The organism is bacterium (Candidatus Blackallbacteria) CG13_big_fil_rev_8_21_14_2_50_49_14 (assembly GCA_002783405.1).
GTDB lineage: Bacteria > Cyanobacteriota > Sericytochromatia > UBA7694 > UBA7694.
On record PFGG01000083.1, the window covers coordinates 15,454 to 40,160 of the forward strand.

A 24,707-nucleotide genomic window follows, 5' to 3' on the forward strand; every position below is an offset into this window, starting at 1 on the left:
CTTCCAGCCCAAGCCCTATTTTCTGGCGGGAGGGGTTTGCTGGTAAGTATAGTTCAGTTTGACCTGACCCTCAGGGCTGAGTTCAGCGTGGGTAATCTGAATACCGGGGTCCATCTGCTTCTGAACCAAATCGTTCAAATCCAGTTTGAAAACAGATTCGCCATCCGTGCGCTGGTAGTTGATATGCTCAGCCGTCAATTGATTGGCCAATTGGTCGGATAATTTATCCTCGCCATCGACTACCTTGTTGATGATTTCCGCCAAAAGCCCCTTGAGATGCAGGTGGTCAATTTCCACCACCAATTGGTTGTTCTCTATCTTCGGAGTGATATCCAGCTTGGCTGAAATATTCATGACCTTTTTCGGTTTTTTGAACAGACTGGAGAGAATCGGAATATTCACTTCGGTGCCATTATTGCCTGTTTTGCCTTTGGCGCGCACCTCATAGGTCGCGTTTTTGATTTCGATTTGCCCATTGGGCAAAACATCCAGCTCGACATTTTTCAAGCCTGCATCCTGAAGCTGTTGGGTAATGCTGCGATCAATAAAATTGCGCAGGTCAGGGTTCAAACCAAAGGCAATTTCGCCATCTTTAACCCGGAAGCCCTGCTGGTCGGCTTCGGCTTCAGCCCGCCAGTGCACAGCCCCCATATTGACCTTTTCAGGTTTGCGACCCAAATCCAAGGTCATCACAGCATTGTCGAGTTTGGTGTCTTTGACCACTTCAAAGCCCTGAAAATTGAAATCCTTATCAAAGCGGATTTTCATATTTTCGTAGTGAATATCCGCCTGGTTAAAATTCGAGAAATGGGCGTTGATTTGGCTCAGGGCCTGTTTAATACCGGCCTGGGCCTGAGCGCCCAGTTCCGGGCGGGCACTGAATTTTTGCAGGAAGGTCATCAGCTTTTCCTGCTTGGTATTGATATCCCCCGAGAGGTTGATTTCAAACCCGGTGGGAGTGGTATGAAAGAGGCCATTGCGGTTTTGCAACTGCACATCATCCACGCTCACGTCAAAATTGAGTTCCTTGAGGTCAAAACCGCCATCGGGGCGAATTTGCACTTTTCCAGAAGCACCTTCCGGGCTTTGCAGGGTAAAGCCATCCACCAGGCCATTGAGCTTGAGTTTCTCACCGGTCAGCTCCACCCCCTGGGCATTGGGCTGAATCCGCAGTTGGCCTGAAGATTCAGCCTGAATCGGATAGCCATTCAGTTGACCCTCCAGTTTCAGGGCGGAATTCTGGCCGGTCAAACCGCTGAAGCTGAGTTGGCCGGTTCGTGGATCCAGTACCGCTTCGCCTTCAACCTTGAAATTTTTCAAATCCAGATTGCCCATTTTGAGGCTGATCGTGCCACCTGGGCTGCGGAAATGCACTTTTCCCTGGGCGTCTTGAGAGATTTCAACCGGGCCTTGGGTTGAAAGCTGGTCAATGCCCTGTTTGGGCAAACTGGCTGAAACGGGCTGATCCCAGGAGATACTCTGTTTGAGCGGGTCAACGCGTACAGGGCCCTGCGAACTGAGGTCTTTGAGTTGGATCCCGTCGAAGCTGGCGTTCAGGCTCAGACTTTGACCAGGCAGGGGTTCTGCCACAAAGCTTCCCCCCTGGGTCTGAACTTTGACCTGGCCATTTTTAAGGCTCAAATCTTTAACCGCAACGCCTGAAATCGAGCCAGATTTCAATTCCAGCGGGCGGTCTGCGTGGCTTGAAAAGTTCAAAGCCCCAGTCTTTTCATCAAAGGCCATGCGGCCACTGAAGGAGACCCCCTGCAGATCAATGCCCTGTTGGGCATCGACATAATCAATCACAACTGGATTTTTAGAAGTGGTTTCGACATTGAGCTGACCGGGGGTATAATCCAGAGCCAGATTGCCTTTAACCGCAAGGCCCATGCCGGTTTGCAACTGCAAATCTTGGGTCGAGCTGAAACGAACCTGCCCCCTGGGGGAGACCGAGACATTGCCCGCCCCTTTCAAGGATTTTACTTCGAGATCGCCCAGTTTGCCCTGGGCTGAAACATGGGCGTTTTTCAATTCCAAGCCTTTGGCGGGATCCCAATTGAGTTGGCCAGAGCCACTCAGACGGGTCAGATTCAAATCTCCCATTTGCCCGTTCAGCGAAAAGCGCTGGGCATTTAGGGCCAGCGTGCCCCGGTTTAAATCCGATTGGGCTGTGCCTGTGACCTGCAGGTTTTTAAACTGAGCCCCAGGCAAAGTAATCGCAGCCAGGCTGATCGTGGGTTGGGTCTTGCCATTGGCGCCAATATTCAGACTGCCTTTGCTGGCATCCAACTGGAATTGAGAGGGCCCCAGGCTCAGGTTTTGCAGATTGACAGATTCTTTCTGGCCAGCCGGGGTAAAACTGCCTGAATAGCTGATTTTCTTGCCCTGGGGAATGGTAAACGATAATTTATCTGGCTTGGCAGGATCAACCGCCAAATCACCGCTTAATTTGAGCTGGCGGATATTCAGGGTCCCCTGGGGGGTGCTGACCGCCCCCTTGAGGCTGATGTCCTGGGCATTGAGATGGTAAATATTGTCTTTGAGTTCACCGTTCAAAACACCGTGTTCGGCATTCAGGGCAAGTTTCACACCTTGAGCTTCAAGGGCCAGATTCTCAAATTTGAGTTGGCCCAATTCCTGATCAAATTTTGTGATTTTGCCCTGGGGATTGGTTTCGGCTTCAAACTTCAAACCACTCAATTCAAAATTGCCCCCGGCCCCAATCTGCTGGCCCGTAAACTCTTGAATTCGGGCTTTGAGCTGGGCCTGTTCGGGCTGGGTGACATTGACCTTGAGATTGAGTTCTCCAGCGACCTTGGCACTGAGGTCATTGCCCAGCTCAGCATCCACATGCAGATTCAGGGCATCGGCCCCCTCTGCATCTGTGCTGGCCACAGCGCCCTTGGGAGCCGTACTGCCAATCACCTGCGCGCCTTTGAAATTGAGTTCCAGATTGCCCTGGGAATCCAAACGAAAACCATTGCCCTGGGCAGGGTTCAGTTTGATCTCTTCAACCTTGAACGAGGTCTGAGCAGAGAGTGGAATTTCTTTTAAAAGCGGATTGTTCTGTAAATCGGGGGAAAGTTGGTATTCAGTCAGACTTTGGCTGTCAACTTTTAAACCCAGATTGCTGCCCAATTGTTTGCGAATGAGATTATCGACTGCCTGCTGGGGATCATAACCCAGTTTCTTGCCCAGCCAATCGGCGGCATCGGCCAGGCCACCGGCCAAGCCACCCACTTCTACTTTTAATCCGGTGCCAGAGGGTTTCAGGGTAATTGAGCCCAGGCCCACCCCATAGCTGACATCAATCCGGTATTTTTGATCTTGAGAATAGGTATTCAGTTTGAAACTCAGGCCGGTTTCTTTTTCGGCCTGGGCCAGGGCCATTTCAATCATGGCACGATCGACCACGACCTTGCCCTGGAGCGTGCCGGTAATATCCCGTTTTGATTTGCTTTCAATCCCATCTTTGTCTTGAACATTCAGGTCTAAATCTGCCCGCACCAAACTTTGATCGAGGTGGTCGAGTTCAAAGCCCGCAATTTCAAGCGTGCGCAGGGTGCCGTCATCGGTGCGCAGATAGGCTTTGGTGCCGCCCAAACTGGCCACATCTTTGGGGGAGAGAGAAATATTGGCCGTCCCGTCTTCAAAATCTGAGCCTTTGATCGCTTTGCCGGCTTCTGTGGTGGCCACGGAATAGACATTGTATTTGCCATCGGCCCGTTTCAGAATCATTTCTGAACCACTGTGGCCTTTGGCGAAGGCTTCGGCTTCTTCAGCCGTGAGCCCGGTTTTGAGGGGTGTTTTTTGCGCTTTGAGTAAATCCTGGCGATCCATCATGCCACGATCGTGGGTTCCAAGCCGAAGTTCTCCCATGGGGTCAGCACTTTCTCTGATAGTTTAAATTCAAACAATTCGCAGGTAAAAAAACTGCGTACTCAAAGTTTATCCGGGGTTAAACAGCAAAACTTGCGGGTAAGCCCGTCTATTCAAAGGCGCCTGCGTTTTGCAGCAGCTCAAGCACATCATTCCAATGCTTACTCTGGGCATAGTTATATGCATTTTTGCCATCGCGATCCCGCTCATGCAGGGGCACTTTTTTGGCAAGATAGAGTTTGACCAGATCGGCGTGCCCCCAAAAGGCAGCATTGATCAGGGCATTCCGGCCCTTATGGGTTTTGGCGAGCAGATTGGCACCTTTTTCAATCAAGACTTTGACATGCTCAACCTGGTGCGCATCGGCAGCATACATCAAGACCGTGAAGCCCATTTTATCTGCGGCATTGAGATTGGCTTTGCGGTTGAGCAGAAAATAAAAGAGTTCATGTGAACTGCTGGCAGCGGCAAGCATCAAGGGGGTTTCACCGGCTGGGCCACGGGTTTCAATCGAAACGCCTTTTTCAAGCAGTTTTTTAACCAGAGAGAGTTGACCTTCTTTGACGGCCCAGAGCAGCAGGGGTTGGCCTTTAATCTTCAAAGTTTCAGCCTTTGCGCCCTTTTCAAGTGCTTTGTCCACGGCTTTTTCAATTCCTGCCATGTCCATGCGGGAAACGCTTCTTTGCAGATCTTCTTCTGGGCCAGCCCAGGCATTGAAACTCACGTGAAGACTCAGGGCTGAAAGCATCAGGGTGCAGGCAAACTTCTTCATGGCGGCTCTCCTCTTGCGATAGTGGCTTCAGTGTATCAAGGAATCCGGCCAGCTTCCACACCTGATTTAAGAAAGCCCGCCCGGCTCCAGTTTCCAATCCACACGTTCAGCCCAGGCCTGGGCTGCGAAGAAGATCAAATCCACAGCCGGATCTTTAACCTCAGAATAGACCTGCGAATTGGGCAGCGTTTCTGCCAAACGCTGTTTTAAACGGGCATAGGCTTCTGCCATGGGGGGATGGGCCCTTAAATAATCGCGAAAAAGCAAGGGATAGATCTGATTGGGGCGGCCCATTTGGCGCACATGGGTATGCGTCGGGCGCTGCCCTGGGGGGGGGCGGAAATACAACTTTTGCCAATCTGAATCGGGGCCGACGGCTGCTGGGGGCCGATGATCACAGCGCACCTCAACAAAATGCTGATAGCCCAAAGCCTGAAGCGCTTCAATGATGTCTGGGGATAAGGCAGCCACCGTAATTTGAAGATCAATAATATCCTTGGCAGCCAGGCCAGGAACCGAGGTCGAACCGATATGGTCAATCCGCAGGGCCAAGGGGCCCAAACCGGCCCGCAATTTGGCAGCAATTTCTGCAAATTCTTCAGGCCAGAGTGGTGAATAGGCTTGAATTGTGACCATGCTTAACTCCTTGATTCAGCGCAGAGATTCTTCCGCCAGATTTTCGGAAAGAGCCTTTTTAGCTTTGCCACGATCTGACGGTCTTTTCAGTTTAAGCAAAATCTGAGGGCCTTGGGGCTGGAATTCCCCCTTTAAGCGCGAAGCTCGGCTTGGAAGAATACAAAATAAAAAAGTTTTCAGGGGCAAAAGACTTGAAATTCTGATTTAAATGTTATTAAATAATAATTAAGAAACTGTTAAATCGAAAGGTTCATTGCATGACAAGCGCACAAACAGCCATTCTCCGCAAGTCCACCCAAGCCACCTGTATGCTGCGTCTGGACCCCGTTGAAGAAGTCATGTTTTTTGTGCGCCGCTTTCTTCAGAACCCTGAAACGATTTATACCCTGCTCAACCTGATCGAGCGCCTGATTGATCATGAAGCCCATTTTTCACAAGCTGAAAAGGAATGGGTCGAAACCTATCTGCAACTGGCCCTGCGTCAAACCCGCCAAGGCACCCAGCTCTATGACCGCCGTGGCCTGGCCCTGGATACCCCTGAACTGCTGCATATTCGCGATCAAATTTTACATTTGACCGAAAAACAAGCACTTGCCCTGGTTCAAGCACCTCGCCAACACTCCCAGAACAAGGCTTTTAAGCAAGTTTTAACAAAAAACAGCTATGATCAACTCAGCCAGGAAGAAACCCAACTCCTCCGGGAGGGCTATTTAAAGGTCAGACAGGGACAGATTTTTACCTTGAGTGGCCGTTTAATTGCATCTCCTTCCTGGACCCAACGCTGGATCTGGAAGTTAATCAGCTAATGCCAAATGTTCAGAACAATCCGCCCGCAAATCCCGGCTTAATCGCTCCCGGTCAACTCTGGAGCCCCAAACCGCAACCGGTTGTGCCTGCGCAAGCGCCCGGCACACCTGCCCCCAGCACACCTGCCCCCGGAACGCCTTCGGGTCTCAACAGCCCCGACCAATTGCGCCAGCTCATGAACAATAAAATGCCCCCGATAGGTCAGATTCCTGGCCAAGTACCTTTGGTGGGCCCTGCCCCCAGCGATTTAAAAGGGCAACTCGGGCAGCTTCAGAACCTCATGAAAACTGCCGATCAGCAGACCCTCGCCCCCTATGGCGTGGTCGTACAAAGCAATGCCCAAGGTCAGGTCACGGGCTATCTGCTCAATGGTCAGCCTGCCACCGCCCAACAGGTTCAACAGCATCTTCTGCCCCTCTCTACCCGTCTTCACAAGGAACTGCTGCAGACCAAGGCCACGGTCGATCAGGAATTTAACCAGTTTATCCAGCGCACGCAAAGCCAATTTGCACAAATGAACCCCGTTGAGCAGAATGCCGTCAAAATTCAGCTTCAGGCTGTTCAGTCGATTTATCAGGAGTTCCTGAATCGTTTAAGTCAGGTGGATAATTTAATCAAATGATGTTCAATAGCAATTTAAAGACCCAACCCCTCGACCCCAAGGTCTTGCAGTCGCTTGAACCGAGCCCGCCCCGTTCTCAGGTGCCTGCCACAGCGCCCTTGAGAGAACCTTCCCTGCTTTCAGACAGAATTCAAACCCAAGCGCCCCCCAGTGGTGTGCCCGCCCAGAGCATCTCACTGGCAGCCCCCAGCCCGCAGCTTTCAGGTCAGGAAGCCACCTTGCTGCTGAATATCAGCGAAAAGCTGGGCAATCTTTACAAAACCGACAAAGCCAGCTTTCAAAATGCCATGCAGGCGCTTGAAAGTGTGACGCGCAGTGGCAACGTAGATTTCAGCTGCCTGAGTGCCCAACAGCAGCAGTTGCTCTCCTCTCTCGGACTGACCTCACAGAATACAGCCCAGGTCTACCAACAGCTCTATCAGCTGCTGCTGCCCACGCAGCAGAGCCAGACCAGCAATGCCTTTCAAACGGTGCAAAGCTCGGTCACCAGTTTTCTCTCCAATATCGACCTCAAGCAACAGACCTTTCACCAGATTGAAACCCAGGCCCGCGATCTTTCCTGCATTCAGGGCGTGGTCTCCAATCTCTCAGCCAGCAGCATTCAAAATCTGCTCGCCGACCAGACCGCTGGGGTTTTTGACCTGGCCGTCAGCAAAATTACCAGCCAGAACTTTAATATTCAATCGGGTATGGACTATACCCTGGGCCATTTTGTGGTGCTTTCACAGGATTCTCCCCAAACCCTGCAAGCGGTTGAGGGCATTCTGCAAAAAGTGCGCAGTGATCAGGCCGTCAGCCCCCAGGATCGCCAATTGCTGAACAAATACGGTCTGAATATCACCCCCGAAAACAAATTGGAAACCCTTGAGCGCAAACCGCTTTCTCTCCAAGAGGTTCAAAACCTGGAGTCTGTGGTCTACAGCATGCAGGACCCCTCTCAGGATTACCAGAAAGTGCTGCTCGCCAGCGCTGACGTGATCCGTCAGTCTAAAAAATTAGAGGAATTGGGCCAAAGAGCGACCTTTGAGGTAGCTCAGGTTCAAAAAACAACCACCGAAGTGGTCACCCAGAACCAGGCCCTGCTGCAAACCCACCAGGACACCAACCAGATCAATGCCAAATTGCAGACCGCCCAGAGCCAGGCCCAGCAATTGCAAACTGTGATTACCTCTTCCCCAAGCTTGAGTGTAGGCGCAGCCGCCTCTCCCAGCTTGGATATCAGCCCGATTTTTCTGGCTCAATGGAATATCCGAATTGAAAAAGGGGCTGAAGGTTCAAAAATCTTTATTGGCAACCGCCAAGCCAGCCCATTAGAACTGATGCAGTATTTGGGCCAATTATTGCAAGAACAGCAAGCCACGATTCAATCCATGGCCGCTGATCTGGCGCGCAAAAAAAGCGAAGCCCTGAAAGCAACCGCCAATTTGGCCCAAAGCACGCAAAAATTGGAAACCCAAACTGAGCAGTTAGAAAATACCCGCAAAGAAATCCAGACGGAGACCCTCAAACTTCAGGATTTGGAACTGGTAAGGCTGGATGTGATCAAAGAAGCCAGTCCCCATCTCAAACCTGAAGAACTTGAACTTGTCAAAACCGTGATCGACCCTGCGGTCAAACAAACGGTCAAAACCGTTCAGACCAAAATCGCGAAACTCGATCAGGAAATTGGCAAAACCTTGCAGGCCGCTCACCAGGCCATTCAGGAATCACAGTCGGTTCAGGAAATGGTCACCCGTGATGCCCGCCGTTGGGAGCAAACGCTCTCGCAGGCCCATGATTTGGATCAAAGCATTGACCAAACCCTTGCCAAATTGCCTTCTGTTAAAACAGATAAGCCCAGCTCTGAAAAGGTTGCTGAAGAAAACAAACTTCAAGCACAGCCTGAAGAGTATCAATCGCCTTCGCTCTTGCCTGAAAATACAGATTTTGAAGCCGATCCTCTCAAGCTGAAACAGTCTGAACAGCGCAAAGCTGAAAAGAGCATTGAGCAGGGGCATATGGAGCGCAAGCACCAGCAGGAAATCCAGGAAGAAGCCCGTCAGGCAGAGCGCCTGAATCAAAAACGGGCCGACTTGGACAAGGAAATCTTCCAGCAGGAACAGAAACGCCTGCGCAAAGAAGAAATCTAGGCTCAGTTTGCGTCATCAGCCTTGAAGGTCAAGGCTTTGAAGGCATCCAGGCGTCCCCAACCGCTTGCGGAGTCAAAACCTGTTTTCACCATCGGCGTAGCCGTCACCATCAGGCGCGCACGCAATTGGGTGGGATTTAAATGGGGTTCCTGGCTTAAAATCAGCGCCAGGGTTCCGGTCACATGCGGGGTGGCCATGCTCGTGCCAGAGGTTGAGGCATAACCCAGAGTTTCAACCGCCAGCTTAAAATTTTCAAGCGTGGGATAGGTTGGCCAGGTTGAAAGGATCTTCTCACCCCCTTGCAGCTTAGATCCTCCCCCCGGCGCTACCAACTCAATTTCAGGCCCCCCATTGGAATAATCGGCGATTTGAAGTTGGTCGGTTACAGCCCCCACTGAAATGACGCCTTCATAAAATGCCGGAGCCGAAATCCGAGCCACTGCCGAACGGCTGCGCTGGCTTTCATTGCCTGTTGCTGCAACTATGGCAATGCCCTTGGTCTGCACCAAGGCCACCATGTCCTTTAGGGCCTGAGAGCCTGAGGGGTTGCGAAGCCCCACAGTGCCAATGCTCAGATTGATCAGCTCTGCGTCTTTGTCCATCGCGCGTTGCAAAGCCTGGGTCAAGAGATGGGCGTCGGTTGCGCCTTCAAGATTGGTGGCTTTGATCGGCAAAATTTGAATCGGGCCCTCGGGTTTGCCCTGGTTTGCCACCATCTGGATAATGCCTGCAATATGCGTACCATGCCCATTGCCGTCTCGACCTTGGTAGTCCTGATTAAAACTGGGGTCTCTCAGGTTTCTGAGAATATCCTTGCCCTGCACTTCATTCCAGATATCTTCAAGCGGCAAAAGATTCTGTTTCAAAAAAGGGTGCTGGGGATCGACTCCTGAATCAATGATCGCCACCTTCACTGGCTGGGGGTTTTGAAGCTGTTTCCAGGCCTCAGGCACTTGAATCGTTTTCAGATTCCAGAGCGATTCCATTTTGGGAAAAATTTCTGCAGCAAAGGCTTCAGGTGTGTCGGGGAGATCTGCGACCTGAAAAGGCTCCATTGGATAGATCTGAGAAACTTCAGCATAGCGAATTTGGGGATCACGCTGAAAATTTTGCAAATCCTGCGCCAGCTGATGCCCCTGCGGAACCCGCCAGGCATACAAATTCAAATCGCGATTGATCAGCGTCAGACCCACCGGGGGAATTGCAGGGGGCAGCTGGTAGCGCACCAAGATCTCATGGCCAAGGACAGCAGGGGGAGAAAATTGCTGGGGTTCAGTATTCAGAGCTTGCTGACACCCCGCAAGTGCAAGCAAGAGCACGCTGGCGCCCAGAAAACGACAGCAGTGGGAACGCTGAAAAGACATCGCAAACCTCCCCGGTTCAAATCCTGGATGGGTCTATCTTAAATCCAAGTCAAGCTTGAATGAAAGGCTTTAAGACCCGAGCCAACAGAAACTGAGCTGATTTGAGCAAAACTTATCCTTTTCTTAAAGGCTGCCCTGCATGAAAACAGGGATTTTGGGGCATAATAAGAATAAGTCAAAAACAGGAGTTTCAAAATGCCTCAGGTTCAGCAAGGTCTGCAACCCCTCACCCAACTTTATCAAGCTGCTCCTCAGGTTCCCAGCTACCAGCCCGTTCAAGCTGCGCCCCAACCCCAGGCCTATTCTCAGGATCAAGGCCAATGGCAGGTTCAGAATCAAGGCATTCCAGCCACCACCCTTCAACAGATCGACCCCAATGCCTATTATGCTCAGCAACAGGCCCAGCCATACCAGCAGCCTGTGCAGACCCAACAAATCGACCCCAACGCCTACTATGCCCAGCAACAAGCCCAGCAGTACCAACAACCTGTACAGACCCAACAGATCGACCCCAACGCCTACTATGCCCAGCAACAGGCCCAGCCATACCAGCAACCTGTACAGTATCAACAACCTGTGCAATACCAACAGGTTCAGTATCAGCAGGTTTCTCCCCCCGATTTTGCAACGGCCCAAGGCCCTGTCGAGTATAAAAAAGGTGGGTTTCCCCTGCCCCATACCCTTGGCGGTGCGGTTCTGGGGGCTGTGATTGGCTCAAAATGGAAGGGCCGTCCCATTTTAGGGGCCGCCATCGGTGGCGCGATTGGCTTAACCGTGGGCGTCATTTCTCAACAGTGAGATTCGCGTTTTTAAGAGATTCCCGCAGCGAAAACCCTGCCTTCTGGGAAGCCTACGGTGAAGGGCGCGCTGAATTGGATCGGATCCGTGCAGAGGGCCCGACAGAAAATCTCTTAAGACTCTTGGGGGCCTTGGGTTCCTACGCCCGTGTTCTTCACCGCCTCGACGAAGCCATCGATTTTCTCACTGAAGCGCTTGAGCTTTCGCGTTTTCTTGACAAAAAATCCTTTGAAGCAGCCAATCTGATCCGCTTGGGGACGGCTTATCAGTATGCGGGTCAAGCCCATCAGGCAGAGGTCTTGTTTAAACAGGCCCTGGATTTGACAGAAGAACCTGAGGCCGCCAGCTACCGGGATTTTGCCTGGCAACATTTGGGGAAACTGCTGGTCGAAGAGGGTCTGTTTCAAGAGGGGCGGCATTGTTTGGAAGTTGCCCTGAAAATTCGCATCGCCAAGGGCGACGCTGAATTGATTCACTCCACTCAAAGTGCGCTTTCAGCCCTGCGTGCCCTTGAAAACGATCCCTATTCCCCCTATTGAAGACAAGTCCTGCTATACTGTCTGCACCTAAGTGAACCCAGGAGAAAACCATGAAATCGACACTTTTGCCCCTGATCATTTCTATTCTCGCACTGGCAGCCTGCGCCCCTTCTGAAAACAAAACCGAAAACAACAAGGCCCAAGGCCTCAAAACCCAGTCCCAGGACGCAAACCCTGCCGCCAGCCCTTCTGCCAATACAGAACATGCCCATGAAGACAGCCAGCAAGCGGCTGAAGCCCCCAAAGCCAAGATCTTTTTTATCTCCCCCAAAGAGGGAGCGACGTTGAAATCACCGATCAAGGTTGAAATGGGCATCGAAGGCATGGAAGTGGCCCCTGCTGGAGAACTCAAGGCCCAATCTGGCCACCACCACCTAATTATTGATGGTCAAGCCTTAAAGGCTGGCGAAGTGGTGCCCAAAGACGAACAACATATTCATTTTGGCAAAGGCCAAACTTCAACTGAATTGATTCTGAAACCCGGTGAACACAGCCTGACCCTTCAATTTGCCGATGGCACGCACAAATCTTACGGGCCAGAACTCAGTTCCACCATTCATGTCAAAGTTGAATAAGCAGCTTATTTGACCGCTGAATAATCCTCTTCGCTGAGGCTATAGGCCCCTTTTAAATCGGCGAAAACAGTCAGGTGCAAAAGCCCGGTTTTGCCTGCTGAATTGGTAAATTCCACTTCCAGGCGGTGATTGCTGCCTGCTACCACTTGGGTGGTATAGCGCTTAATCGTGGTCAGAAAAATACCTGCGCCTGGGTATTTTTGATTGAGCAGGTTCTGCGCCTTGATTTTGATATCCTCAGCCTGGGCACTGGCTGAGTCCTGCGTGGTTTCGCCCCCAGGCAGGGTTTCTGAAACGCTCGGTGAACTCACTGGCGAAGGGGTGCCGCTGCCCTGCGCACTGGGTGAACCATTGCTGCCCTGACAGGCACTGACTAGCAAGATTGCGAAAATCAGAGATTTTTTCATACACATTCTCCAGTTAACTCTTGATGCTTCAGTATAGCGCAGCCCCTTCAGGCTTAAGCCTGCGTTCCAGAATAGCAGGCAATCGCCTGACTTAAAAAGGCCGCCAATCCAGGCTGAATTTTTTCATAATAATCACGAAAGCGTGCATCCTGCATATACATCTGCCCCAAACCCGCAAAGATCTCAGGGGTACAGTCATAATAATATCTGCAAAAACTGGCGCGCAGGTCTGCCACTGCCGCTTGAACTTCCGGGGACTCAGGACGGCCTTCCATGCCTGCGACAATCCGCTGGTAGATCTCGGCCTGCTCGGCCTGAATTCGCGCCCAATCCTCGGCAGTATAACCCGCTGTGCGCTTTTGACTTTCGCGATAGGCCTCCGTTTGCCCCCAGCGTGCTTCTGTTTCTTGGGCATACTGGGCCTGGTGGGCTTTGATCTCTTTGAGAGAGAGTCCTTTAAAAAGCGCTTTCTTTTTCATTTTATTCCCTTTCTTAATTGCTTCAATGCTCTTATCAAGCGTTTCCATCAGCGTATCCAAACGCTGCTTCTCCTTTTCAAGCCATTCTTTCTGGCTTTCCAAAGCATGAAGTCGCGCATAATCCGGAGATTCAACCAAAGCCTGAATCTGTTTCAAGGAAAACCCCAGGGTTTTAAAAAACAAGATTTCCTGCAGGCGCTCAAGATTTTGATCACTGTAAAGCCGGTAACCGGCCTCTGAAAGCTGATCGGGCTTCAAGAGCCCACAGCGGTCATAGTGGTGAAGGGTACGCACACTGATTTGAGCCCAGTGGGCCACTTCGTTTACTAAATAGGCCATGTATTTTTCTCCTTCTCTTTAGTGATAAACCATGCCCCTAGGTCAGGGTCAAGTCTGCCAAGAAAATTTCGCTCAAAAAATGCTAAACTGGGTTTTCATGAATGCGATCAAATTGCTCTATCCGGGTTTAAACGCCTATACCCTGGCCTTTCAAAGCGATTGGCTGGAAGAGATCAGGGCCTCTTTTGCTGCCGAAATTTCGCCTTTTCTAGAGGCCCAAGAACAGGCCGAACTCTTTGTAGGTGGCCGCTATCTTCACCAGCCCTTGAAGACCGAGCCCTGTGATTATGCGCTGATCTCCTATGATACCTGGCCCCTGTATTGGTTTCCCAACCATTCCCCAGCAAGCTGGCAGATTTTTCACAGATTTTTTGAAAAACTGAAGCTGAGTCAAGCGCTGAAAGGCCACCTGCACTTCAAACGCAGACTGGTCATGTATGCTGGTTTTTTTGTAATTGGCAACCGCGCCCTGGAAGAAATGTGGCATTTTGATTACCGCCCGGGAGCCCAAGCCATGACCTTGATTGCCCCTCTGTTTGAGCTGTCTCCTGAGCATGGGCATGTGCTCTACCAAACCCCAACCCAGGCATCCTCACGCTATACCTACCGCCCCAATCAAGCCCTGATTTTTGGAGCGGGCTTTTACCACAGCACCGAACCCTATCCCCCCAGTTCAAATTTCAGAGTGCTCTTCAGTCTGACCTTTGGCAGCGACGATTGGCAGGACTGGCCCCTGATCAAAGAAAATATTGCCGAGCAGAGTGTGCTCTATGGGCTGCCCTGTGGGCATCTTTCAGGTCGCTGCGACTGTGAAGAAAGGTCAAAAAATTCATGGTTCCAGCGTTTTAAACAGAAATTCAGCTCAAAATAGACCTTTGCGTTTCTCTGGGAGGCCAAATAAGCAGGCCCCGGACTGGATCAATTTTCTAACTCAGGTACAATAGTATCTATGCAGCCCAATACAAATCCAACCCCTTATCTTGCGGGACTTTCCCGTGAACTGATCCGTATCCAGACCCGTGGCATTGGCATGATGGGTTATGGCATGTTACATAACCGTGCCGAAGGCATGGCCTCTGATCTGTTCGTCAGAGCCTGCAGCCTGGTTGATCAGGCCGGCCACCGCCTGGTTTTCGTCAATGCCGAAATCTGTTTTATTACCCTCGCGATTCGCTCTGCGGTTTTAGATAATCTGCAGCAACGTGCCCCAGAAGCTGACGTGCGCGAAGAAAATCTGGTTCTGACTGCGCAGCATACCCACAGCGCGCCCGGTGGGTATTCGCATTATTTTTTCTATAATGTGACCATTCCTGGCTTTCAGCCTGAAGTTTTTGAGGCCATCGTCGCGGCGATTGTCGAGGCCGTACTCAGCGCCATCGCCCATGAGGCCCCCGCTGAATTGGAATATGTGCATGGCGCTTTCCCTGCAGAGAAGGAAGTGGGCTTTAACCGCTCGCTCACTGCCTATAACCAGAACCCCGAAGTCAAAAAATACAGCCCCTATGAAACCCATCTCGCCATAGATCGGCAAATGTACCTGCTGCGGGTACTTTCACCCGCAGGAAAACTGCGCGGCGTGCTCAATTGGTTTGGTGTACATGCCACCAGTATTGGGCCCGATAACTGCCGCATTTCTTCTGATAACAAGGGCTATGCCGCCCGCTATCTTGAGCAGAAATTCCACCAGGCCAGTCAAGACACAGAATTTGTCGGCATTTTTGCCCAAGGTGCAGCGGGAGACGTCTCGCCCAATTTTTATGGCAAGGGCTTGAATTGGCCCAAAGGCAAGTTTGAAGACGATTTTGAATCGGCCCGCTACAATGGCCGCTTACAGTATGAGCAGGCCCTCAGCCTACTCGAAAAACCCGGCAAGCGTTTATCCGGTGAGCTGCACAGCGAAATGGTCTATGCCGATTTTTCAAAAATCGACTGCGATCCCCAGTTTACAGGCGGAAAGACGGGCTGCCATACAGCCCCGGCAGCCCATGGGGTTGCCTTTTTTAAGGGCACAGCCATTGATGGCAAAGGGGTCAGTGATTTGGCCGGAAGTCTGCTCTCAGCGCTTTCACGCAATTTACGCAAATCTGAAATCAAAAAAGCCAAAGCGGTTTCAAACGAGCAAACAGACAAGATTTTAGCCAAATACCAGGCCCAAGACCCCAAAGAGATTTTGATTGATGGCGGAGAACGCCGTTTTTTGGGCATCTCGGAATTAAAAAACCTGCCTGTTCCCGATTTTCTTGAGCCGGTAATCGCTGAACTGAAACGTCTGCATCGGATTGGGGCGATTGAAGAGCATTCCTGGGTGCCTCAAGTCTTGCCCGTGCAGGTGGCCCAAGTAGGGGAAATCTGTATTGCTGCGGTGCCGGGAGAAATCACCACCGTAGCGGCCCAGCGCTTGCGTGCCAGCCTTGAACATGAACTCAAACCCTTGGGCATTGAGACCACGATTGTCTCAAGCTATGCCAATGCCTACCAAGGCTATATTTCAACGGCTGAAGAGTATCAGATTCAGAATTATGAGGGCGGCCACACGATTTTTGGCAAATGGACGCTTGCCGCTTTTCAAACCGTGTTTAAACAGCTCGCGATCGCCTTGAAAAGTTCAGCAGCAGAGGCCCAGCTCGATAAAGACCTGAGACCGCCCGTTTTTTCTGAGCGGGAACTGGCCCTGCGAACCTATTCTGAGAAAGCCACCTCGTGAGTGAGCGTTCCTATGCGGTCTGGCAGGATTGGTTTAGAGCTCAGTCGCTGCCCTTGGCCTGGATAGATCTCGACGCCCTCGATCAGAATATTCAGGCCCTTTGCAAACGGGCCGGAAAGCTGCCGATTCGCATCGCCACCAAATCGATTCGGGTCAGATCGGTTTTAGACTATCTGCTGGCCGCCTCTCCCCAAATTCAGGGCTTGATGACCTACAGTGCGGCCGAAACCGCCTGGTTGGCAGAGGCAGGTTTTGACGATTTGCTTTTGGCCTATCCCAGCACCGATGCTGTAGCTTTGCGCAGGATCGCAGCACAAATTCGCAAGGGCAAAACCATTCGCCTGATGATCGATTCCCTGGCCCATGCTGAGCGTTTAGAAACGCTGGGGGCGTCTGAAAACTGCATTTTCAATCTCTGTTTGGACATTGATATGTCAGTCGATTACCCAGGGCTGCATTTTGGCGTCTGGCGCTCACCCCTGACCCAGGCAGAACAGGTGAAAGCGCTTGCTCAGGAAATTTTAAAACGGCCCCATTTAGAGCTCGATGCCTGCATGGGCTATGAAGCCCAGATTGCCGGAGTGGGCGATGCCCAAAAAGGGCTGGGGGCCAAAAATTTTGTTATTCGCAAACTCAAGGCCCAGAGCATTCCCACCCTACAGGCCAGACGGGCGGCTGTCAAAAACGCCCTGGAAACCCTGGGCATTGAGCTTAAGCTCTTCAATGGGGGCGGCACGGGCAGCCTGGAAAGCACAGTCCAAGACCCCAGCGTCACAGAAGTGACCGTGGGTTCGGGCTTTTATGCTCCAGGGCTTTTCGATCTCTATGCGGATTTTAAACACCAACCCGCAGCCGGTTTTGCCTTGCCCCTGGTCAGAATTCCTGTGCCCGGCATGATCACCTGTTTTTCAGGGGGCTATATTGCCTCAGGCAGTATCGGCAAAGAAAAATTACCTTTGCCCTTTTCTCCGCCGGGTCTGCACTTGCTTGAGAATGAAGGGGCTGGTGAAGTCCAGACTCCTTTGCGCTATTCAGGCCCTGAAAAACTGCAACCAGGAGATGCCATCGTCTTCCGACATGCCAAAGCGGGGGAACTGATGGAGCGCTTTAACCAGGTAGGCCTTTACCGGAGCACAGGGAAAATCAAAGACGTTCCAAGTTACCGTGGAGAGGGCCAATGTTTCGGATAAATGCCCCCTTAGCACCGTGATCAATCTCAAACCCTTACGCAGCAAACAGTTTCCGCGTATTTTTCTTGATTTGCTGATGCTTTTTCTTGCGGTGGTGCATCTCGTGCTCTTGGTATTTGACAGCACCTATCTCCATTTTCGCAATCTCTATTATTACTATCTGCCCACCGTTGTCAAACAGTATGATCAGGTCAAAGGCATCACCCCCCACCAATTTACAAGCGAATACCTGGGGCTTGCCAGCGAGTATTTTAATGCCTGTCGCAGCACGGGACAGGTCGATCGCAGCTTGCAAAACCGGCTGATTGAACGCTCCGATCAGATGATCGAAGAAAATCCTTTCGAAAGAGCGGGTCAAACTGGCCAGCTTGAAACCGTCAAAGAGAATATCCGGCGCTTTACAGGCATAAAAACCAGTTCTAAAAAAGCCTTTCGAAGCTTTTGGTCGGAGGGCTGTGCCCGCCTTGAACTGCGTGAGAATTTTTACCACCGCCGTGTGGCGCGCTATATCCAGACCAATTTCTGGCGTGCGATTGATACCAACGGCCAACCCGTCGATTGGTTTGTAGGGGTTGATTTGGGTTTTATTCTGATCTTTTTGCTGGAATTTTTAATCTCCTGGATTTTGGCTGTGCGCAGAATGGGAAGTGATCAAAAAATTCTCTTCCCGCTTTACCATTGGTATGATCTGGTCAGCTGTATTCCCCTGCGGGAATTCCGCTATTTAAGACTTTTGAGAATTCTGACAATCTATTTTCGCCTGATTCAATCTGAAATTATTCAAATCAAAGATCACCCACTCTATCTGCGTTTTGTCAAATACCAGAAAATAATCCTTGAAGAAATTTCTGATCAGGTCGCAATCAATATCCTCAGCAATATTCAGGCCAAAACCCGCTTGGGTACCAATCGGGAAATGCTCGAAGAAACGCTGAAATCTTACCGCCACGAAATTCAGGAAGTGATTTTGCTCAATTTGCAAAAGTTCAGGGTTTCGACCTTTCATACCCGAGGCGATCAGATCAGTGAAATTATCAGCTCACTGCTCTGGGAAAGCATACAGGCCAGCAGCGATTACAAGCGTCTGCGCCAGATTCCGCTGGTCAAAGAGGCTGTCGATCAGGCCCTCAATCCTGCCCGTCTCGAACGGGTGGTGGGCGAAAGCCTTGCGCATTTCCTGGCTTCACTCGACCACACCCTCAAAAGCCCTGAAATGACAGATTTTCTCAGTCAATTGATCAGCGATATAATCGACGAAGTGATTTTGATTCTTGAAGACGAACGCATCCAGGTGCTGATGGAAGATATCAACCTGAAAGTGCTTGAAGAATTGAAAAAAAGCAGTACCGCCAAAATCTGGAAAACCTTCCCCGCAGGATCGGGTCAAAGCCCGCGTCAGACCCAACCTTTAAACGATCCAAAAAACTAAAATTCAACTGTATATTTCGCTTGATTTTTGTATACAAAAAAGATACAATAAATATACAGGCTTATACAGATTATTTCAACTCAATAAAAGCCTTAATTCATTAAAATAAAGCTCATTCTCTGAATTCGTTCAAGGTCTGAGTGACGGAGATTTTCTGAAGTGCGCATACAAAAACGCATACATCCTGATCAAGGCTATTTTACAAGCCTGCAAAGCTGCTCATGCCCAGATTTTCGCTTTCGAGGCGGATCCTATCGTTCGGCAGACAAACAGTGTTGTAAACATATCCGCCGTCTGGAACAGGAAATCACCTATTTCAATTCTGGCTGGAATCACTACGCCAAAGCCTGGCTTTGCCTTTGCCATGTCTTTGAAACTGAGGAAGACTGTCCTCATATTCAAGCCCTGTGCGCTGAGCAGAATCAGGCCCTCGCCCAATGATTTCAAATTTTCTATTATCTATTTAAAATGAGGTATTCCGAATGCGTGTAAATCAAGATGCTTTGTTGGCCCTGCGTCAAGAAATTCCCTATAAGTGGAAAGTGCAAACGGCCCGGAGTTGGGGCTGTGAATGCGTGGCCTATATTGACGCCCGGCAGGTTATGGATCTGCTCGATGAGGTCGTGGGGCCAGAAAACTGGCAAGACCATTACCGTGAAGTGGCTGGCAAGATTTATTGTGATCTCTCGATTTTGATTGAAGACGAATGGATTACCAAATCTGACTGTGGCACCGCCTCGCATTTTGAGGCTGACAAAGGTCAGGCCAGCGATGCCTTTAAACGGGCCGCCGTCAAATGGGGGATTGGCCGCTTCCTGTATCAACTGGGCACCGTGCGCACCAAATCGCTTGAAATTGGCAAAGACGATCGTGGCAACCCCCGCTTTGGCCCCGCCGATGAACAGAGCCAACGGATTTACAATCTGACAGGCTATATTCACAGCATGCAGACCCGCAAAAAACAAAACCTTGAACCGCTTAAAAAGCAGGCTGCCGCGAACAAACCCGTAACCCCAAGCGTTGAACCTGCCACCCAGCCCCAACGCGATGAAATTCGCATGCTCTGCGAATCTCTGGGCTGGTCTGGAAGTGAATTCAGCAAATACCTGCATGCCCGTGAAATTCGCTGGAAAGATCTGAACCGTGAACAGGCTGCACGCTTGATCAACACCCTGGAAAATCAGGTGAGCACTGAAAACAAGCTCTTCAGCAAAATCTAATCCTGAAAGCTCAATCTGGGAAAGAGATCTGCTTTCCCAGATTTTTGCATTCAGCCTTGCTTCAGCCCAGTAAAAGTTCTGTCTCTGGCTGCCAAAGAAAGCGCTTCAAATCACACTTTCCCGCTTCAAAAACAATACCTTCGGCTTCCAAACGGGCCATTTGCAAGTCACCGACGCCCAACTTCCAGGTAGAGACTTCTCCCTGGGCATTGAGCACCCGATGCCAGGGCAAGGCATCCTCCTGGCTGGCACGCAGAATTGTTCCCACTTGTCGGCTGGCCCTGGGATGTCCTGAGAGGGCGGCAATTTGGCCATAGGTGGCGACTCTGCCAGCCGGAATCCGTTTGACCCAGGTTTTGACCTGCTCAGACCAGCTCATGCCGGCAACGAAATCCAGGGACTCAATAATTGAATCAGTTTTTTAATTTCTTTGCGATGGGGAGAATCCGCTGCTTCTGATAAAAGGGTTTGCAGATATTCCGCTTTGGTTTTGAGCGGGTTCAGAAGAGCTTCCAAGCCAATCCGAAAGCGCTCATGAACCTGCAAATGCAATTGATCAAGTTTCGCTTGGGAATATTTTTGATTCTGCCAGAGGGTTTCAGAAAAATCTGCGAGTAAATTTTTCTTTTCTTTCAATTTTGCTTCCTGAGCTAAAATTAGCTGATTCAAAGCAAAATCTAAATTTTCAAAAATTTTGGCAAAGGCGCGAAAGAGTTCAAGAACATCGGGGGAGTTTGGCGTGGGAGCCAGCTCCAGATTTTCTTCAAGCGCATTGGCAAGTTGAATCAAGGCCTCAGCTTCGGCACTGAGCCCCCAGGCAGGAGCTGCGGGCGAATCCTGACCAGGATTTTCTTCAAGCCCCTGAAGGGAAGATGCCCTTTGATTTTTCTGGGCCTGCAAACCTTTTTGCAGGGCTTGTATCCAGGAACTGGGAAAATCTGGATTGTTCAGGCTTTCAAGCCAAGCTTCTGCCTGCTGAACATTGGGAAGCGTCGAGCGCATCTGTTCTAAAACAGTGGCTGCCAAAGGGGCCAGAGCTTGGTGATTGGTTTGCAGACTGGAAAGATCCAAAAGACTGCGGGCCTGCACAAAGGTCTCCATCAAGCGTTCGGGATTTAAAGCCTGAGGATCGATCCAAAGGGGGGCCTGAGAGGTTTCTATTTTCAAACGGGTCGCTTGGTTGGGGGCAATCCCGTATTCAGACTTGAGCGTGGCAAGTAAATCTTCAACTTCTTTGACAAAGGTCTGCGCACCTTGCAGATTGGTTTCTGCATTTTGCAAGGCTTGAAGTAGATGGGCCTGATTCAGATGTTCCATGCCAATTTCAAGCGCTGAAGAATCTTCTTCGGCTTGAATATACAATTTGGCAGAAAGCCAGTCAGTAGGCCTTAAAACCTCTTGAACCCAATTTTCATGAATCGGGTCTTCTGATTTGACTGCTGGCATGGTTGCAGAAATTTGACCCATGTTTTGATTCTGCGGGATGATGGGGGTTTCATGTAATTCTGTAAGTTTCATTCAAACTGCTCCTTGTGGAAAACTGAGCTTCCACATTACCTATACCCGAACTCAGCATAAAATAAGCAAAAAAAAGAAAAAAGCCCCCCTGGTTTAGCCAGAGGGGCTGAATCCTAGATGCCAAATTGACGGGTTAAACGCACAAGCTCGGCGAAGGAAGCGGGGTCTAAACTCGCTCCCCCCACCAGCGCGCCATCGATATGGGGCTGCTGAATCTGGGCCTCAATCGTACTGGGTTTGACACTTCCGCCGTAGAGCAAGCGGATTTTCGCAGCCGTGTCCTGGTTGTAGAGGCGGGCAAGATGGGCACGAATCAAGCCCAAAATCCGGTTGGCCTCTGCATCGTCACAGGTTTTGCCGGTGCCAATGGCCCAAATGGGTTCATAGGCAATCACCACGCGATCGGTATAGGAGGGAATCATTTGCACTCCTTGAAGCCCCAACTCCACTTGGCTTAGAATTTTGTCTTCAAAACCACCGGCTTCACGTTCAGTCAGGCTTTCACCGCAACAGAGGATCGGATTCAAACCCGATTTTAAGGCCAGGGCCACTTTGCGATTGACGATAACATCATTTTCCTGAAAGTATTCGCGCCTTTCAGAATGGCCAATCACCACATGGCTGCAGCCTTCCGCCAATATCATCTGGGGTGAAATTTCACCTGTATAGGCGCCAGACTCTTCAAAATACATATTTTGTGCGCCGAGTTGTACCCGCGTTCCTTTCAAAGCCTGGTGAAGGCTTGTCAGGGCAGTAAAGGGAGCACAAATCACCATTTCAACAGCATCTTCCTGACGTGTTTCACTTGAAAGCGCTTCAGCGAAGGCCAAGGCCTCACTGCTCGTTTTATTCATTTTCCAATTTCCGGCCATCATGGGCTTACGTGACATTGTGGTTTATCCTTTCAAGGTTTCTAATACAGCAACGCCGGGCAGGGTCTTGCCTTCTAAAAATTCTAGCGAAGCACCTCCCCCGGTCGAGACATGGGTAAATTGATCCGCCAGTCCCAATTTTTCAACCGCGGCCACAGAATCGCCACCGCCAACCACAGAAACCGCACCTTTTTGCGTTATCCGGGCCACAATTTTTGCAATCGCTTCAGTACCCGCCGCAAAGGGGGGATTTTCAAAAACACCCATCGGCCCATTCCAGAGCACGGTTTTGGCAGGTTCCAGAACGGCCTCAATTGCAGCGACAGAGTCAGGCCCAATATCCACACCACTCAATTCAGAAATATCTTCACCTGGGGCATGCAAATCCACGACCAGCGTGGCTTCAATGGCATCCACCCCCGTTGCCAGGACCGTATCCACCGGCAGAACAATCTGCTTATTGAGTGCTTTGGCCTGGTTGAGTAAGGCCAAAGCCGTCTCAAAGAGTTCGGGTTCGGTCAGAGATTTACCCACGGAGAGGCCTTGGGCAGCCAAAAAGGTATAGGCCATGGCCCCGCCAATCACCAGGGCATCGACTTTGGGCAGGAGATTTTCCAAGACAGCCAGTTTAGAAGAAACCTTGGCTCCGCCAATAATCGCGACAAAGGGAGATTGAGCACTCTCTAACATGCCCCCCAAGGCATTCAGTTCTTTTTCCATTAAAAAGCCGGCATAGGCGGGCAGATAGGCTGCGACCCCTTCTGTGGAAGCATGGGCCCGGTGGGCGGTGCCAAAGGCATCATTGACATAGAAGTCGCCTAATTTCGCCAATTGGGCAGCAAATTCAGGATCATTGTCTGTTTCCTGGGCATAAAAGCGTGTGTTTTCAAGCAGCACCACAGGGGCCTGTGAGCCAGAAACGGCTTCTTCTACAGCTGTTCCAATGCAGTCATCAAGACAAAGCACCTCAAGCTCTAAAAGTTTAGCCAGATAATCACCTACAGGTTTCAGTCGAAAGGCATCCTGGGGTTTGCCTTTGGGTCGGCCCAAATGTGACATCAGAATCACACGGGAACCCGCATTCAATAAATAGCGCAGAGTAGGCAGAGCGGCACGGATACGCTGATCGTTGCTGACCTTCCCCTCTTTGATCGGCACATTGAAATCAACACGAACCAAGGCGCGTTTCCCGCGAAAAAAATCAGGGTCAAGATTTTTTAAACTTACAAATTCAGGCATACTTCAAGTCTCCCTCAAATCGAAGAATAGAACCACCATCAGGGTAGCATAATTCTGAAAAAGGAAAGCATGCAGTGCTTGAAGCCACTTTGATTCAAGAGTAAAATCAAAGCATAGACGAAGCCTGATTTCAGCCTATAAGTTACAAATGTACAGTATAAAAAGAGGTAAGCAATGGGTTCAGACGCAAGAGATCTCAATGCAGACGCTAAAAACAGTATCATTGAATTCTTTCAGGCTTTCAGCCAAGGTGAAATGCCTCCCCTGCCAGACCTCAGTACTGCTCCAGAATATGTCTGGATGGAAAACTTAATGAAGAGTATTCTTGAACGGCGCAGAATGAATTTTTCTAAGCGAGAGGCTGAACGGAATGATTGGCTGGCCCAAACGAAGGGCTTGATGGAACAATTGGTGACCGCCAAAGAAATCAGCACCCAACTGCTGAGCAGTACGCAGGATACGATTGCATCAGCCGTTTTCGCAGCCCAAAAAAGTCAGGAAATCAGCCGCCGCAACCATGCCTTGGCAAGCAGCATTGAAGAGATGGGCAATGGCATCAAAGAAGTGGCTGAAAAAAGTTCAACTTCAGCATCGATCGTCAAACAAGCCAAAAATCTCAGCCAGAACGCTTCTCAACACATTACCTCCCTGCATTCCAGCAGCCACGAGATAGGCCAAATTATCAAAGTGATTGAAAGTGTCGCCTCACAAACCAAACTTTTGGCCTTGAATGCCACCATAGAAGCTGCCCGAGCAGGAGAATGGGGCAAAGGTTTTGCGGTGGTTGCCAGTGAAGTCAAAGAATTGGCAAAAGAAACCTCGGCTTCTGTCACTTCGATACAGGACAAAGTTCTGGGCATTCAATCTGAAACCGAAACAGCCATCGGATTTATTCAGGAAATATCGAAGATCATACAAAACCTCGAAAATATCACCCTGATCATTGCCTCTTCTGTTGAAGAACAGGCAAGTGTTTCGCGCGAAATCGGCCTACATGCCAATAATACAGCCCAAGACAGTTCAGAAATCACCAGCAAAATGGATGAGGTGACACAATACAATCAAATTGCTGCTGATATTATTGAAGCGCTAGAGGCAAGCCACCAAGAGATGGTGGGATTCGCTCAGCAACTCAGTCAATCTATGCTCCAATAATTACAATTTATTAAAATTTTTGCGTCATGTCGCG

At 50.4% G+C, this 24,707-nt stretch carries 23 protein-coding genes; 13 read left to right on the plus strand and 10 right to left on the minus strand.

Translation table 11 applies throughout. The annotated features are described in order from the left end of the window. Positions 1-15: 15 nt before the first annotated feature. From COW20_24380 to COW20_24390, 3 genes are all read right to left on the minus strand, one after another. Positions 16-3,879 carry a hypothetical protein gene (locus tag COW20_24380; GenBank protein ID PIW44284.1) on the minus strand — a complete coding sequence of 1,288 codons (3,864 nt, stop codon included), beginning with the start codon at positions 3,877-3,879 and terminating at the stop codon, positions 16-18. Between the two features lie 109 nt (positions 3,880-3,988). Then, complete coding sequence (locus tag COW20_24385; protein PIW44285.1) at positions 3,989-4,651, minus strand: hypothetical protein; 663 nt, start codon at positions 4,649-4,651, stop codon at positions 3,989-3,991. A gap of 66 nt (positions 4,652-4,717) precedes the next feature. Beyond that, a complete protein-coding gene (locus COW20_24390; GenBank protein PIW44286.1) occupies positions 4,718-5,287 on the minus strand; it encodes a hypothetical protein in 570 nt (189 codons plus the stop codon). 257 nt (positions 5,288-5,544) lie between these two features. On the opposite strand from COW20_24390, the gene COW20_24395 reads away from it, so the two are divergent. From COW20_24395 to COW20_24405, 3 genes are read left to right on the plus strand one after another with little or no spacing between them, the layout of a single operon-like run. Continuing rightward, complete coding sequence (locus COW20_24395; protein PIW44287.1) at positions 5,545-6,093, plus strand: hypothetical protein; 549 nt, start codon at positions 5,545-5,547, stop codon at positions 6,091-6,093. Further along, a complete protein-coding gene (locus tag COW20_24400) occupies positions 6,093-6,716 on the plus strand; it encodes a hypothetical protein (GenBank protein PIW44288.1) in 624 nt (207 codons plus the stop codon). The genes COW20_24395 and COW20_24400 overlap by 1 nt, the downstream gene beginning before the upstream one ends. Continuing rightward, on the plus strand, positions 6,716-8,845 hold the full coding sequence (locus COW20_24405) for a hypothetical protein (protein ID PIW44289.1): 2,130 nt from the start codon (positions 6,716-6,718) through the stop codon (positions 8,843-8,845). The genes COW20_24400 and COW20_24405 overlap by 1 nt, the downstream gene beginning before the upstream one ends. A gap of 2 nt (positions 8,846-8,847) precedes the next feature. Here COW20_24405 and COW20_24410 read toward each other — a convergent pair whose 3' ends face one another. Continuing rightward, complete coding sequence (locus tag COW20_24410; GenBank protein PIW44290.1) at positions 8,848-10,209, minus strand: hypothetical protein; 1,362 nt, start codon at positions 10,207-10,209, stop codon at positions 8,848-8,850. A gap of 195 nt (positions 10,210-10,404) precedes the next feature. Between COW20_24410 and COW20_24415 the strand changes: the two genes are divergently transcribed. Genes COW20_24415 through COW20_24425 form a run of 3 tightly spaced genes read left to right on the plus strand, consistent with a single transcriptional unit; the run spans position 10,405 to position 12,121 of the window. Next, positions 10,405-11,007 (plus strand): hypothetical protein, encoded by a 603-nt coding sequence (locus COW20_24415; protein ID PIW44291.1) that lies wholly within the window; start codon positions 10,405-10,407, stop codon positions 11,005-11,007. Then, entirely contained in the window at positions 10,929-11,546 is a 618-nt protein-coding gene (locus COW20_24420) for a hypothetical protein (protein ID PIW44292.1), read from the plus strand. Before COW20_24415 ends, COW20_24420 begins: the two co-directional genes overlap by 79 nt. Positions 11,547-11,596: 50 nt before the next feature. Beyond that, a complete protein-coding gene (locus COW20_24425) occupies positions 11,597-12,121 on the plus strand; it encodes a hypothetical protein (GenBank protein PIW44293.1) in 525 nt (174 codons plus the stop codon). A 5-nt stretch (positions 12,122-12,126) separates the two neighbouring features. Here the strand turns inward: COW20_24425 and COW20_24430 are convergent, their stop codons facing one another. Beyond that, positions 12,127-12,528: a hypothetical protein gene (locus tag COW20_24430; protein PIW44294.1), complete on the minus strand. Its 402-nt coding sequence runs from the start codon at positions 12,526-12,528 to the stop codon at positions 12,127-12,129. Positions 12,529-12,581: 53 nt separating this feature from the next. Then, positions 12,582-13,346 (minus strand): MerR family transcriptional regulator, encoded by a 765-nt coding sequence (locus COW20_24435; protein PIW44295.1) that lies wholly within the window; start codon positions 13,344-13,346, stop codon positions 12,582-12,584. A 97-nt stretch (positions 13,347-13,443) separates the two neighbouring features. Here COW20_24435 and COW20_24440 point away from each other — a divergent pair, with 97 nt between their 5' ends. The 6 genes from COW20_24440 to COW20_24465 all read left to right on the plus strand — a co-directional run bounded on the left by COW20_24440 (position 13,444) and on the right by COW20_24465 (position 19,889). Continuing rightward, positions 13,444-14,217 carry a hypothetical protein gene (locus tag COW20_24440; protein PIW44296.1) on the plus strand — a complete coding sequence of 258 codons (774 nt, stop codon included), beginning with the start codon at positions 13,444-13,446 and terminating at the stop codon, positions 14,215-14,217. Between the two features lie 78 nt (positions 14,218-14,295). Further along, a complete protein-coding gene (locus COW20_24445; GenBank protein ID PIW44297.1) occupies positions 14,296-16,050 on the plus strand; it encodes a hypothetical protein in 1,755 nt (584 codons plus the stop codon). 47 nt (positions 16,051-16,097) lie between these two features. Continuing rightward, complete coding sequence (locus COW20_24450; GenBank protein ID PIW44329.1) at positions 16,098-17,240, plus strand: amino acid aldolase; 1,143 nt, start codon at positions 16,098-16,100, stop codon at positions 17,238-17,240. A gap of 16 nt (positions 17,241-17,256) precedes the next feature. Further along, positions 17,257-18,669, plus strand: coding sequence for a hypothetical protein (locus COW20_24455; protein PIW44298.1), 1,413 nt, complete (start codon positions 17,257-17,259; stop codon positions 18,667-18,669). 159 nt (positions 18,670-18,828) lie between these two features. Beyond that, on the plus strand, positions 18,829-19,110 hold the full coding sequence (locus tag COW20_24460) for a hypothetical protein (protein PIW44299.1): 282 nt from the start codon (positions 18,829-18,831) through the stop codon (positions 19,108-19,110). Between the two features lie 41 nt (positions 19,111-19,151). Further along, positions 19,152-19,889, plus strand: coding sequence for a hypothetical protein (locus COW20_24465; protein ID PIW44300.1), 738 nt, complete (start codon positions 19,152-19,154; stop codon positions 19,887-19,889). 61 nt (positions 19,890-19,950) lie between these two features. Here the strand turns inward: COW20_24465 and COW20_24470 are convergent, their stop codons facing one another. The 4 genes from COW20_24470 to pgk all read right to left on the minus strand — a co-directional run bounded on the left by COW20_24470 (position 19,951) and on the right by pgk (position 23,518). Next, positions 19,951-20,268, minus strand: coding sequence for a cysteine methyltransferase (locus COW20_24470; GenBank protein ID PIW44301.1), 318 nt, complete (start codon positions 20,266-20,268; stop codon positions 19,951-19,953). Beyond that, positions 20,265-21,407 (minus strand): hypothetical protein, encoded by a 1,143-nt coding sequence (locus COW20_24475; protein ID PIW44302.1) that lies wholly within the window; start codon positions 21,405-21,407, stop codon positions 20,265-20,267. Before COW20_24475 ends, COW20_24470 begins: the two co-directional genes overlap by 4 nt. Positions 21,408-21,520: 113 nt before the next feature. Continuing rightward, positions 21,521-22,297, minus strand: coding sequence for a triose-phosphate isomerase (locus COW20_24480; GenBank protein PIW44303.1), 777 nt, complete (start codon positions 22,295-22,297; stop codon positions 21,521-21,523). A gap of 6 nt (positions 22,298-22,303) precedes the next feature. Further along, a complete protein-coding gene (pgk, locus tag COW20_24485; protein ID PIW44304.1) occupies positions 22,304-23,518 on the minus strand; it encodes a phosphoglycerate kinase in 1,215 nt (404 codons plus the stop codon). 174 nt (positions 23,519-23,692) lie between these two features. Here pgk and COW20_24490 point away from each other — a divergent pair, with 174 nt between their 5' ends. Next, positions 23,693-24,673, plus strand: a complete 981-nt coding sequence (locus COW20_24490; GenBank protein PIW44305.1) for a hypothetical protein — start codon at positions 23,693-23,695, stop codon at positions 24,671-24,673. Positions 24,674-24,707: the final 34 nt, after the last annotated feature.

Coding starts and splice junctions, on each gene's coding strand:
- COW20_24380 (PIW44284.1), bottom strand. CDS start 3,879: ATGGGAGAACTTCGGCTTGGAACCCACGATCGTGGCATGATGGATCGC.
- COW20_24385 (PIW44285.1), bottom strand. CDS start 4,651: ATGAAGAAGTTTGCCTGCACCCTGATGCTTTCAGCCCTGAGTCTTCAC.
- COW20_24390 (PIW44286.1), bottom strand. CDS start 5,287: ATGGTCACAATTCAAGCCTATTCACCACTCTGGCCTGAAGAATTTGCA.
- COW20_24395 (PIW44287.1), top strand. CDS start 5,545: ATGACAAGCGCACAAACAGCCATTCTCCGCAAGTCCACCCAAGCCACC.
- COW20_24400 (PIW44288.1), top strand. CDS start 6,093: ATGCCAAATGTTCAGAACAATCCGCCCGCAAATCCCGGCTTAATCGCT.
- COW20_24405 (PIW44289.1), top strand. CDS start 6,716: ATGTTCAATAGCAATTTAAAGACCCAACCCCTCGACCCCAAGGTCTTG.
- COW20_24410 (PIW44290.1), bottom strand. CDS start 10,209: ATGTCTTTTCAGCGTTCCCACTGCTGTCGTTTTCTGGGCGCCAGCGTG.
- COW20_24415 (PIW44291.1), top strand. CDS start 10,405: ATGCCTCAGGTTCAGCAAGGTCTGCAACCCCTCACCCAACTTTATCAA.
- COW20_24420 (PIW44292.1), top strand. CDS start 10,929: ATGGAAGGGCCGTCCCATTTTAGGGGCCGCCATCGGTGGCGCGATTGG.
- COW20_24425 (PIW44293.1), top strand. CDS start 11,597: ATGAAATCGACACTTTTGCCCCTGATCATTTCTATTCTCGCACTGGCA.
- COW20_24430 (PIW44294.1), bottom strand. CDS start 12,528: ATGAAAAAATCTCTGATTTTCGCAATCTTGCTAGTCAGTGCCTGTCAG.
- COW20_24435 (PIW44295.1), bottom strand. CDS start 13,346: ATGGCCTATTTAGTAAACGAAGTGGCCCACTGGGCTCAAATCAGTGTG.
- COW20_24440 (PIW44296.1), top strand. CDS start 13,444: ATGAATGCGATCAAATTGCTCTATCCGGGTTTAAACGCCTATACCCTG.
- COW20_24445 (PIW44297.1), top strand. CDS start 14,296: ATGCAGCCCAATACAAATCCAACCCCTTATCTTGCGGGACTTTCCCGT.
- COW20_24465 (PIW44300.1), top strand. CDS start 19,152: ATGCGTGTAAATCAAGATGCTTTGTTGGCCCTGCGTCAAGAAATTCCC.
- COW20_24470 (PIW44301.1), bottom strand. CDS start 20,268: ATGAGCTGGTCTGAGCAGGTCAAAACCTGGGTCAAACGGATTCCGGCT.
- COW20_24475 (PIW44302.1), bottom strand. CDS start 21,407: ATGAAACTTACAGAATTACATGAAACCCCCATCATCCCGCAGAATCAA.
- COW20_24480 (PIW44303.1), bottom strand. CDS start 22,297: ATGTCACGTAAGCCCATGATGGCCGGAAATTGGAAAATGAATAAAACG.
- pgk (PIW44304.1), bottom strand. CDS start 23,518: ATGCCTGAATTTGTAAGTTTAAAAAATCTTGACCCTGATTTTTTTCGC.
- COW20_24490 (PIW44305.1), top strand. CDS start 23,693: ATGGGTTCAGACGCAAGAGATCTCAATGCAGACGCTAAAAACAGTATC.